Origin of the sequence: Nocardia sp. NPDC060259, assembly GCF_042728775.1 — a bacterium.
GTDB lineage: Bacteria > Actinomycetota > Actinomycetes > Mycobacteriales > Mycobacteriaceae > Nocardia.
This window is the reverse complement of the sequence record NZ_JBHXAY010000083.1, coordinates 22,092-33,183: the sequence shown is the minus strand read 5'-3', so window position 1 is coordinate 33,183 and position 11,092 is coordinate 22,092. Positions and strand designations below refer to the sequence as shown.

General features: G+C 70.3%; 10 protein-coding genes. 3 read left to right on the top strand and 7 right to left on the bottom strand.

All coding sequences use genetic code 11. From position 1 onward, the window contains the following. Positions 1 to 257: 257 nt before the first annotated feature. The 3 genes from ACFWF2_RS25120 to ACFWF2_RS25110 form a co-directional block, all read right to left on the bottom strand. Positions 258 to 1,124, bottom strand: coding sequence for an alpha/beta hydrolase (locus ACFWF2_RS25120; RefSeq protein ID WP_379309903.1), 867 nt, complete (start codon positions 1,122 to 1,124; stop codon positions 258 to 260). A 246-nt stretch (positions 1,125 to 1,370) separates the two neighbouring features. Then, positions 1,371 to 2,558 carry an amidohydrolase family protein gene (locus ACFWF2_RS25115; protein ID WP_379309902.1) on the bottom strand — a complete coding sequence of 396 codons (1,188 nt, stop codon included), beginning with the start codon at positions 2,556 to 2,558 and terminating at the stop codon, positions 1,371 to 1,373. A 188-nt stretch (positions 2,559 to 2,746) separates the two neighbouring features. Then, the gene (locus ACFWF2_RS25110; RefSeq protein WP_379309898.1) at positions 2,747 to 3,607 is read right to left on the bottom strand and encodes an acyl-CoA thioesterase; all 861 of its coding nucleotides are present in this window, start codon (positions 3,605 to 3,607) and stop codon (positions 2,747 to 2,749) included. A 67-nt stretch (positions 3,608 to 3,674) separates the two neighbouring features. Between ACFWF2_RS25110 and ACFWF2_RS25105 the strand changes: the two genes are divergently transcribed. Together ACFWF2_RS25105 and ACFWF2_RS25100 are read left to right on the top strand one after the other, a co-directional pair. Further along, positions 3,675 to 5,282, top strand: a complete 1,608-nt coding sequence (locus ACFWF2_RS25105; RefSeq protein ID WP_379309897.1) for an MFS transporter — start codon at positions 3,675 to 3,677, stop codon at positions 5,280 to 5,282. A 57-nt stretch (positions 5,283 to 5,339) separates the two neighbouring features. Then, a complete protein-coding gene (locus tag ACFWF2_RS25100; protein WP_379309896.1) occupies positions 5,340 to 5,663 on the top strand; it encodes a hypothetical protein in 324 nt (107 codons plus the stop codon). Here ACFWF2_RS25100 and ACFWF2_RS25095 read toward each other — a convergent pair. Further along, positions 5,644 to 7,041 carry an amidohydrolase family protein gene (locus ACFWF2_RS25095; protein WP_379309895.1) on the bottom strand — a complete coding sequence of 466 codons (1,398 nt, stop codon included), beginning with the start codon at positions 7,039 to 7,041 and terminating at the stop codon, positions 5,644 to 5,646. The two genes, ACFWF2_RS25100 and ACFWF2_RS25095, sit on opposite strands and share 20 nt — an antisense overlap. Continuing rightward, positions 7,038 to 8,339 (bottom strand): CoA transferase, encoded by a 1,302-nt coding sequence (locus ACFWF2_RS25090; protein ID WP_379309894.1) that lies wholly within the window; start codon positions 8,337 to 8,339, stop codon positions 7,038 to 7,040. Before ACFWF2_RS25090 ends, ACFWF2_RS25095 begins: the two co-directional genes overlap by 4 nt. A 51-nt stretch (positions 8,340 to 8,390) precedes the next feature. Between ACFWF2_RS25090 and ACFWF2_RS25085 the strand changes: the two genes are divergently transcribed. Next, positions 8,391 to 9,452, top strand: a complete 1,062-nt coding sequence (locus ACFWF2_RS25085) for an enoyl-CoA hydratase/isomerase family protein (protein ID WP_379309893.1) — start codon at positions 8,391 to 8,393, stop codon at positions 9,450 to 9,452. Positions 9,453 to 9,497: 45 nt separating this feature from the next. Here ACFWF2_RS25085 and ACFWF2_RS25080 read toward each other — a convergent pair whose 3' ends face one another. Both ACFWF2_RS25080 and ACFWF2_RS25075 read right to left on the bottom strand, forming a co-directional pair. Next, on the bottom strand, positions 9,498 to 10,655 hold the full coding sequence (locus tag ACFWF2_RS25080; protein WP_379309892.1) for a phosphotransferase family protein: 1,158 nt from the start codon (positions 10,653 to 10,655) through the stop codon (positions 9,498 to 9,500). Further along, positions 10,652 to 11,074 carry a hypothetical protein gene (locus ACFWF2_RS25075; RefSeq protein WP_379309891.1) on the bottom strand — a complete coding sequence of 141 codons (423 nt, stop codon included), beginning with the start codon at positions 11,072 to 11,074 and terminating at the stop codon, positions 10,652 to 10,654. The genes ACFWF2_RS25080 and ACFWF2_RS25075 overlap by 4 nt, the downstream gene beginning before the upstream one ends. Positions 11,075 to 11,092 lie beyond the last annotated feature (18 nt).

Here is an 11,092-nt window from a genome sequence, read left to right as displayed (position 1 = left end):
CGCTCCGGCCTTCCCGCCCGCCGGGGGCCGCTGCCGTCACTGGAGATCATCCTGGATACCGGCTCGTCAGCCTCAAAACGGTCACAAAAATGGTCACAAACGGACGCGCTCGCCATCGTCCACAGAAGTGGTCTACCAGCAGCATGACGTCGCAGCAGGGCTTCGTACGCGCTGCGCGTGGTCGCAGCGTGACGACGGCCGCGGTCGCGTGGATTGAGTGGTCGAGCGTGGTCCGAACGATTGCGGAAGCCGCGGGATCAGGCCCGGTCGACGAGCGCCGCGCGCAGTGCGTCGCGTTGACTCGCGAAGAACGACCGCGATACCGGTGCTTTCGGCAGGACCAGGTCGAAACCATGGAATGCGCCCGTGACGATCTCGACGGCGCACGGGACGCCGGCGTCGGCTAGACGCTTCGCGTACGCCGTGGACTCGTCGTGGAACAGGTCGGCGGTGCCGACACCGATCCAGGCGGGCGCGGTACCGGAAAGGTCGCTGCGGCGTGCAGGTACGGCGATCTCCGGGTCGGTGTCACCGAGGTAGGCAGCCCAGCCGAAGTGGTTGCTGCGCCGATCCCACAACCGCCACCGGGTGTCGTCCAGGTCGGACCGGGCCGAGGTCCGGTCGTCGAGCATCGGATAGACCAGCAGCTGGAATACGGGCGCGACCTCTCCGCGGTCCCGGGCGAGCAGCGCCAAGGCCGCGGCGAGGCCGCCGCCCGCGCTGGCGCCGCCGATCGCCACCTGTCGCGCGTCGATATCGGGGCGCCGCGCAAGCCAGCTCATCGCGTCGTAGCAGTCCTCGAGTCCCGCGGGATACGGATGCTCGGGAGCGAGCCGGTAGTCCACCGCGGCAACCACTATCCCCAGCGACTCGGCGAGACCCCGGCACGCCGCGTCGTCCTGTTCCGGCACGCCGAGGACGTACCCTCCGCCGTGAATCCACAGCAGGGCGGGCAGCGGACCGGCCACCGGGTGGCGCGGGCGGTGCAGCCGGATCCGGACCCCGGCATCGGTGGTCGCCTCGGTGGCATGGGGAGAGGAGCGCAGCCGCAGAATCCGAACGAGCCCCCGCAACAACGGCAGCGACCTGCGGGAGATGGCGCGGCTCGGCGCGACCGCCGCCATCGAACGCAGATCCGGATGGAAATCGTGCAGCGCGAACCTGGCCCGGATTCGTTTCCATCCGGGGGCGGAGGTGTGGCGATCCACGGTTGGTCTCCCCATGTCGCTGATGGTAACAGGCAATATAGAACGTGTTCTAGTTTCCGGACGCAGCGCACTGTGCGGGATCCAGGCCGTCGTTCTTCCGGTGCGGTAGCGATGACCACCCCGCCGGTGCTCTCCACGGAGTGGGGAGCACCGGCCCCATCGCTACACCGGATCGGGCGCGGTCTCCGCGGCCTGCGGTGTGGGCGCGGGGTTGGCGATCGGCAGGCCGAGGAACCGGCGCGCGTTGTCGCCCATGAAGTCGTAGGTCCGCTGCACGTCCATGTCCTCGGCGTACTTCCAGTAGCCGAGGGGCTCGGCGAGACCTTCCGGGTGGGGGTAGTCCGACCCGAAGAGCACCTTGTCCCATCCGACCGTGTCGACCACGTCGGCGACGCAGCCCTCCCAGAACGGGCTCACCCAGATATTGCGCCGGAACACCTCGTGCGGGTGCTCGGGGAAGTTCTGCGGCATCTTCTTGTAGAGGTCCTCGAAGTCGTGGAACAGCGGCTGGATCCACGAGCTGCCGTTCTCGACGCTGGCGATGCGAAGATTCGGGAAGCGAGTCAGGGTTCCGTGACAGATGAGGCTGGTGATCATGTCGGCGATCTCGCGATGCCCCAGGGTCATCCACCGGAACGAGCTCTGTGCCATGAAGTTCGCCGTGTGCGGCGGTTCCCAGCGGGCGACATAGCTGTCGAGCGGCGGGTAGCTCGCGTGCAGGACGACGGGCAGGCCTGCGGACTCCACATCGCGCCAGAAGGGGTCGAACTCCGGCAGGGCGGGCGAACGCCAGCCGTGTAGCCCGTTGACCGGTCCGGGCTTGATCAGCACGGCCTTGGCGCCGTGGTCGAGGACATAGGCGAGTTCCCGTTGTGCCGCATCGACTTCGGACAGGTTGATGATCGGCGTCGAGAACACGCGATTCTCGTAGTTGTAGGTCCAGTGTTCGGCCATCCACTGGTTGAGGGCGTGGATGATCGCCAGGGTCAGTGCGGGATCGTCGGCGGCCGAATGCTCGACCAGGCTGGCCAGTGTGGGGTAGTTCAGCGCTTCGACCACACCCTGGCGATCGAGCTCGGCGATCCGGTCCGCCGGGTTCCGGGTCCCCGAAGGCGCGTCGATCGCGGGCCCCTGCATCTCGCGCAGAGTGAGTCCCTCGGTGTTCTCTCCGGCGAAGAACTTCTCGTGTGCGCCGGGGGCGGCCACCCGCTCGAAGGTCGGGTTCGGGATGAAGTCGGTGACCTGGTTGTTGATCACGATCCGGGTCTGGCGGCCGATCTGGGCGAACTGCACCGCGCGCTCGTACCGGTCCGGCAGGTACCTCGTCAGCGCGTCGGGGTTCTCGTACATGTGCTGGTCGGCATCGAAAATCGGTGCGGCACGGAATTGTTCGTCGGTGCTGCTCACAGTCGCCCTCCTCGGGAGCTGGGTTGTCGCTCCGGGCCGCGCTGCGCGTGAGGCGAAGGCGGGACGGCCCGGTGGCCCTGGATCACCCCACGGGTAATTGTCTTATTTACGGTAAACCATACAGTAATGGATCAAGGGCGGGATCGGTGAGTCGTGCCGACGGGGAATCGCAGCAGCGATTCCTGGGCGAAGGAGGCGATCAGGGTGCCGTCCTCGCCGAAGACGTCGCCCTGGCCGTAGCAACGGCCGTGCCCGACGAGCGCCGGACGATGGCGCAGCAGGAGCCAGCCCTTGGTGGGCATCGGGTGGTGGAACCAGAGCGTGTGGGAGGTGGTGGCGGAGGTGAAGTCCCGGCCGTTGCCGTGGTGGTCGATGCCGGGAAACGGTCGCAGCGCGGTCGCGATCACATGGAGGTCGCTCGTATACGCCAGCAGCGCCGCACGGGGGCCGGAGTCGTTGCCGGGCAGGCGCATCCACAGGTCGAAGTCGGTGCCGGCGTCGCCGTCGTCGGGTGCCGAGGTCGCTCGCGTGTCCCAGGGCAGGAGCTCGATCTCGACGCGGTGCTCGGCCCCGGGCACCGACAGGGCCGGGTGGTCCGGCTGATACGCGGGGCCGTCTTCGTCGCTGTGCAGGGAGATCGCGCAGGTGGCGATCGTTCGTTCGCCCTGCCGCGCGGAGACGGTCAGCGCGCCGAACGAGCGTCCGAGGTGGACGGGGTCGATGAGATAGGTGACCGGGTCGTCGGTGCGTCCTTCCCTGGTGAACAGGGCATGCAGGGATTTGATCGACCGGTCCGGCGCGTGGACGTGTGCCGCGCGCACGAACTGGGCGAGGAGCTGGCCGCCGAACAGGCGCCGGTGGGGCAGTTGCTGATTGGCTCCGGTGAGCACCCGCGGTGCTGCGCTCGGCGCCGAGGGCGCGGTGCGGTCCGCGCGCGGATCGGGTTCGCGCAGATCCAGGCAGGTCATGAGGTCGTGCAGCACGTCGGTCACGAGCTGATGATACGTTCTACTGGAATAATTACAGTAGTTGATTCGACAGAGCATCGTGGAGGGTCGGATGACAGGGAATCGCGACTCGAAGTGGCTCGGCGCCGCCCGTGTCTGGGCGCTGCTCGTTGCCTGTCTCGCGGTCGGGCTCGTGATCGCGGGCATGGTCGCGCTCTACGGGGCCCTGCCGAGCATCGCCACCGCGACCGGCGCCTCGCAGCAGCAATTGACCTGGATCACCGATTCCTACACCCTCGCACTGGCCTGCCTGGTGCTGCCCGGTGGCGCCCTCGGTGATCGGTACGGACGCCGCCGGATGATGGTGGCGGGCTTGATCGTTCTGGCCGCCGGTTCGCTGATCCCGCTGGTGGTGTCGGGCCCGGTCTGGCTCATCGCCGCGCGTGCTGTCACCGGTGCCGGCGCCGCGCTGGTCATGCCGTCGACCCTGTCGTTGCTGACCGCGGAGTTTCCCGCGTCGCGGCGTGGGCTGGCGGTCGGAATCTGGGCGGCGGCGGTGGCCTGCGGTGGCGCGATCGGACTGCTGGGTGCGGGCGCCCTGCTCATGTGGTGGTCGTGGACGGCCATTCTCGTGGCGATGGCCGGTGCCGGGCTGATCCTGGCCGTGGCCGCGTGCACGGTGGCCGAATCCGTCGAGGAGTCGCGACTCCGGTTCGACACGGCCGGTGCGGTGGTCGGGGCGGTGGCCGTCGGTTCGGTGGTGTTCGCGGCGTCGGAGGTGCCGTTGGTCGGGTGGAGCGATCCGCTCGTGCTCGTTCTCCTCACGGTCGGTCTCGGTGCCGCTGCGTTGTTCGTCGCGGTGGAGTTGCGGGCCGACGCGCCGATGCTGGATGTGCGGCTCTTCGCAGACCGGCGGTTCGGTTCGGGAGCGTTCACCATCACGGCCCAGTTCCTCGTGGTGTTCGGCGTTTTCATGCTGGTCGTGCAGTATCTGCAGCTGGTGCTCGGGTACGGCCCGCTGGGTGCGGCACTGGCGGTGGCGCCGATCATGGTTCCCCTCATACTGGTCTCGCCGGTCGCCCCGTGGCTGTCGGAGCGCGTCGGGTTGCGCGCGATGATGGCGTCGGGACTGGCCGTCACCGCGGTGGGCATGTACGGCTTGGCCCGCCTGTCGGTAGGCAGCGGGTACCTCGACCTGCTGTGGGCGTTGGTCGTGATCGGCTTCGGTATCGCACTGTCCGCGACACCGGCCACGGCGGCCATCGTCGGCGCGGTGCCGACGCACAAACACGGTGTCGCCGCGGCTGTCAACGATGCGACCCGTGAGGTGGGCGCGGCGATCGGGATCGCGGTCGTCGGGAGTCTGCTCGCTGCCGGGTATCGGGAGCGGATCGGCCCGGTGGTGGCGGCGCTGCCGCTGGAGTTGCGCGCGCCGGTGGCGGCCTCGCCTGCCGCGGCGCTGGAGGCGGCCGGGGTTTTCGGGCCCGCGGCGCGTCCGCTCGTCGAGCAGATCGAGGAGGCCTTCGTCCACGGGTCGGGCGCGGCGGCCACGGTGCTGGGGACCGGGGTGCTCGCCGCGGCTGTGGTCACCGTCTTCTGGGCGCCCGGCCGAGTGCGTTCCGCCGCAACCGATTCCGGGGTGGACGAGCAGGCGTCCGAGTCCGCCCCGGACGACGCGCCGGTCGTGGTCACCGGGAAAACGGCCGAGACGAACACCTGACTGAACTAATTACTGTAATATCGACAGTAACTAGTTCACCCGAGAGGATGGTGCTCGATGGTCGAGCGCAACGGCGCCGGAACCGGCTCGCCTCGGTTTCCCGGTACGGATGGCGACGAGCCCGTCCTCGGTGATCTGATCGGCACCACGACCCACGACCTGCTTGACTATTTCGAGAAGTGCCCGTCGTGCGGATACGCGGCGCAGGCGTCGGTCACCACGCGCGCCTTCTCTCGGGGTGTCGTGGAGCGCAGGCTCTTTCGCACCTGTGGCCTGCCCTGCGGTTGGCACGTCTCAACGGCCGAGATCGTCGACGCGGTGCCGCTGACACGCTGCCGCGGGGTGGGGCGGCGAGCGACGGTCACGTCGCAGCCCGGGTGAGGAACGTCCGGCGGACCACGTCGGCCGAGCCGGCGGCGAGACCGCCGCGCAGGGGTTCGTGGAGCAGCACGAGATCGGCGGGACCGCCCGGCCGGATGCGCCGGGGCGGGCCGCCGGGATCGTCCAGCGGCGCGAGGTAGGCATCGAGTGCCTGTGTGGGAGAAAGACATTCCCCCGGACCGAGGACCTCGCCCGTTTCCGGGCGGCGGTGGACGGCCGCCGCGATCACGGCCCAGGGATCCATCGGACCGTACGGCGCGTCACTCGACAGCGCGACACCCACACCGGCGTCGAGCAGGGTGCGACAGCGGTACAGATCGGCCAGGTCGTCGTCGGCGAGGTGGTCACGGTAGTAGCTGCCGCGCTGGGCGAGAAATCCGGGCTGGGTGACCACGCGCACGCCTCGGCTCGCGAGAGCGTCGATGATGTCGGCAGGCACGATTGCCGCGTGCTCGATACGGTCTCCGGGAAACGACCCGGCGACCTCCAGCGCGGCCATCAGCAGGACCAGCGCCTCGCGGGTCACGCAGTGGACCGCGACAGCGCGGCGGTCCGCGTGTGCGGCGCGGATGCGCGCGACGAGGTGGTCGAACAGCGGGAGTCCGGAATCGGCCAGCACGATCTTGTAGGGTCCGGCGCCGACGCGATCGGGGTACTCCCGCGCGCTGCCGAGCGGGGCGCCGAGCAGCGAAACCCGTTGTGGTAGATCGCCGTCGGCCACGGCGGAGACCAGCGCCGCGTGCGACCGGTCGGACAGGTCCGGCGTGGCGTCGGTGACCCCGGTGATCCCGAATCCCGTGAGGGTCGCACCCAACCCGTCGAGCCGCGGCGGCCCGGTGCGCGGCAGCCGGGTGCGCAGCCACGGGTCCGCCCGCCAGATCCGGCCGGTCGGAAGCCCGTCGGTGCCGCATTCGACGCCCGGATGCGCGGGACCGCTGATTCCCGCGGCGGCGAGGGCGGCGGTGTTGAGGATCCACATCGCGCCGCTGCGATGCTGAATACGGACGGGGCGTGCGGAATACAGCGCGTCCAGTGCCGGTGCGTCGAGATCGCCTGCGACGGTGTCCACGTAGCCGGTGCCGCGCACCCAGCCGTGTTCGTCACCGGGCGCGGCTGCCAGCACCGCCGCGAGGGCGGCGCGGTCCCGGACAGTGGGTGGTCCGCAAGGCGTGGAGGTCGCGTCGGCGGCAATCGCGTGCAGGTGCAGGTGATGGTCGTGCAGACCAGGGATCAGCGCACCACCGTGTGCGTCGATCACCTCCGCGGCATCTCGGGCGGACAGGTTCCGGCCGAGCTGATCCACGCGTCCGTCGCGGAGCCGCACATCCACACCGGGGACGCCGTGGACCTCGGCGTGCCGGATCACGATGACGGTCACGGGACCGGAATCCGGAGGGAGCCGAGCACCCCGGCGGTGTCGGCGCCGGATTCCGGTGCGGGACCGGCCGGTGCCCGGGGAGTGGGGTCGGCCACCGGCACCGGGCCCTCCTCGGTGTCGGCGATCCACTGGTCGCCGTGGCGCCGGATGCGTGCGGCCGGTTCGTCGGTCAGGGTCGCCGTGACGACGTCGGTCATCGAGAGGTCCCAGAGCACGCCGGATCCGTCGGCCGGCGCCGAGGCCGCGAGCGCGGCGGCGGTGATACCGGTCAGCGGGTCCGCGATCGCGTCACCGACGAACACCGGTGTGTTCGTGCCGATGTCGTGGGCGAGCAGACCCGCGGCCGCGGCGATGTCGTCGCCGAAACCCACCCGGTGCGAGGATCGGCCCGCCGCCGTGATCGAAATCCAGGAGGTCCCGCGCGCGACCGCGCGGGCGGCGTCGAGACCGAATCCGGCCAGCGCCCTGGGCCGGGAGGACTCGATGACGATGTCGGCCGCGTCGACGAGCGCCGCCAGCGCGCGCCTGCCACCCGGTTCCTCGGGATCGAGCACCACGGATTCGTGGCCGTGGTGCAGCAGCGCGTAGAACTCCGGATTGCCCCGCCGCGCACCGTCCGGGCGGTCGGGCGTTTCGACCTTGACGATGCGCGCACCGGCCAGCCCGAGCAGATGCGCGCAGAGCGGTCCCGCCCACAGCGCGCTGAAATCCACGACGAGGAGTCCGGCGACCGGGCGAGCGGTCATCCCGGACGCCGTGCCGGGCGATGGCGTTGCAGCGGGCGGGCGGATGTCGGAGGCAACCGGGAGACCCGGGACCGTGCTGTCGGCGCGGGTGCGGACGGGACCCGCCGCGAGACCGAGCAGTTCGGCGCGATGCCCCAGCTCGGTGCCGGGATGCTCGCGGGCCCAGCGCGTCAGCGCGGGCCAGGGATCTGCGCCGTCGAGGTTCACGCCGACCAGCGCGCCGATGAGGTCGGAGTCACCGGGCCGGGCACAGGACACCGCGGCCCAGCCGTCGGCGGTGCGCAGCAGCCGGCAATGGCGGCCTGCCGAGACCTCGCCACCGCGGCGAAGCCCGGTGATCGCGGCGCGTTCCCCGAGCAGGCGCGCGCCGTCGAGCCCGATCGATGTCCCGGTAGCGGTAGCGAGGACGGAGATCAGCTCCCGAGCGTGAGTCGCTGCCCGCCCGGGCGGCATCAGCACGGGCCCGTCGGGCCGTCCGGTCAGCGCGACCACGCCACTGTCGGACCAGTCCACCACCGGTGAACCGGACTCGGACGAGCGGGTGAAAGGCACAGCTCGATACTAGGGCGAAGGACGCGACGGCCGACGTGCCACGATGGGCCGGTGAGCCGATATGTGAGCGACCCGGCGCCGGTGGACTTCGAACTCGATCTCGACGCGGACGGAACGCCGGTACAGCCACTGCTGGTCCTGGCGCTGGACGACTGGGCCGACGCGTCGCCCGCCCGGATCGCCGACACGGTGGCCCTGCTGTCGGGCTCGCTCCGCATCACCGTCGGTGTCCTGCGTGGCGCGGCACCGCCTGCGGTGACCCCGCTCCTGGACGCGCTGACCCTGACCCTGAGCGACAGTCCGGAGGTATCCCGCCAGGTCGTGACCCACCCCGATCCCGACGCGGCGGTGCGGCAGCTCGAGGAGGCGACACGACACAATCCGCGGGCGAGCGTGGCATTGGGCAGGCTCCTGCGCCAGACCGGCGTCGCGGACACCACCGTCGCACTGAGCAGCGAGGCCGCGGTGTACTCGATGCTGTTGGCGGGCACCGAGTTCCGGACCTGGTTACGCGACCGGGGCGGTCCGCGTCCGGTGACCTTCCCGGACCGCCCACTGGTGCGATTCGACCGATCCGGCGCGGAGCTCGCGCTCGTTCTCGATCATGCCGAACGTCGCAACGCCCTGAGCGCGCGCCTGCGCGAGGAACTCCTGGAGGTGCTGCGCCTGGCCGAACTCGACCCCGCTGTCGAGCGGGTGCGGATAACCGGGGCGGGCCCGGTGTTCTGCAGTGGCGGCGATCTCGACGAGTTCGGCACCGCCACCGACGTCGTCGCCGCCTACGAGGTCCGGCTCGAGCGGGCGCCGTGGCGCATCATCGACCGGCTGCGCGATCAGACCATCGTGCACGTCCAGGGCGCCTGCATCGGCGCGGGCATCGAGATGTCGGCCTTCGCCGGACAGTTGGTCGCGGCGCTGGGCACCCAGTTCCGGTTGCCCGAGATCGCGATGGGACTGGTCCCCGGCGCCGGGGGCACGGTGAGCATCCCCCGGCGGATCGGGCGTTGGCGTGCGGCCTGGATGATGCTCACCGGCGACCCTATCGATACCGCGACGGCGTTGCGCTGGAACCTGATCGACGACATCGGTACCGACTCGCGAGCCCAGCCCTGACCGCTCCACCGCCTCCCCTGATTCCGGTGGAGCGGGACGGCGATGTCACCGGCCGTCCACGAGCGCGGTCAGCACACGGAAACTGTCGTGCGCTTCGACCGCCTCGACCGCGCGGCGGACACCTTCCCGGGACACCTCCAGCGGCTGCATCCGCGCACCGGCCTCGGCGGTGCACACCGCGGCCAGGAACCAGTCGGTGGCCGCTGCCCGATACAGCGTCCACAACCGCGCACCGTCGACCGTGATTCCCGCGGTGGCGAGCCGGTCCGCGTACCGCTGGACCAGTGCTCGCTCGATCGTGCGCAGCAAGGCCGGATCCACCGATGCGGTCAGGAAATACGCGACATCGCGGATTCCCGCACCGGCGGACGCGATCTGCCAATCGAGGAACCCCGGCACGTCGTCCTCGAAGAACAGGTTGCCCAGGTGTGGGTCGCCGTGCAGCAGGGTCTGCGGCGGGCTCGCCCAGAAGGCGTGGATCTCGGTGCTGCGGAGATAGAAGATCCGGCAGGCCTGCTCGACCGCGTCCGGGATCATGTCGGCGGTGTGCCCCTTGATGTTTCGCAGGAGGAGCCGGCGGATCATCGTCCCCAGGTGCGTCTCGATCGCCGGGCGGTGGGCGAGGGGAGCGAGATCGCCCGCGAAACGGTCGCTGTTCCAGAACGCCGAGTGCAGGTCGGCCATCGCGTCGACGACTGCTTCGGCCTCGGCTCGGCTCACCGTGTCGACGACGGTCCGGAACCGTGCGGTCGCGGTGAGATCCTCGAGCACCAGCGCGAAACGCGACCGCCGTGGATCCCACTCCGCCGCATGGCATCGCGGGATCCGCACCGGTGGGTCCTCGCCCAGCGCCCGATAGGCGAGCACCTCCTTCTCGGCCAGCCCGAACAGATCGAGCAGGACATGCTGCGGATAGTCGCTCGGCGGCAGCTTCACGAACAGGCGGCCGGGAATGCTGTCGTCGTCGGCGGCGACACCGATGCGAGCCCGGGCCGCGGTGCCCGAATGGCTGTCGAGGACGGTGACCGCCCGGATCGACCCCTCGGGCTTGCCGAGTGCGGTGGCCAGCCACGCCGGTGTGATGTCGGCGAACTGCGAGGGCACCCGCGAAGCACCGGGGGACATGCGGTTGCGGGCGGTGCGCACCGCCCGGCGCGTGCCCTCGACGAGGACATGCGCCGGATGCGGTGTCTGCGGGTTCACCGACCGGCCCGGTCGGCCTGTTGCCGGGCGACGCGCTCGTCGTGGTGTCGCACCAGTTCACGGAAGCCGATGCGTTCCCACCCGGGTTTCGGTTGCACACCCCACTCGTCGCGGGCGGTGGTCTGCCCGGCGCCCTCGGCCTGGCCGCCCAGCGGCGGCGCGTTGAACGCCGCGGGATATTCACAGGTCAGCGAGTCGTCGGAGTAGCGGACCTTGATCATCTCGTCACAGATCTCGTGCAGCGACAAGGTCGGCCACCCGTACCAGAGGGCCAGGGCGGGCACTGTGAACGCGCCCTCGATGACGAGGGCGAACAGGCAGACGAAGATGCCGCGTTTGAGGAATTTGTGCATGCGGGCGAACGTCGGGGTGGTGCCGAGCGGAAGATCTTGTCCGGCACCGGTTTCTGAGTCGGTCATGAGTTACTCCTGATAGCG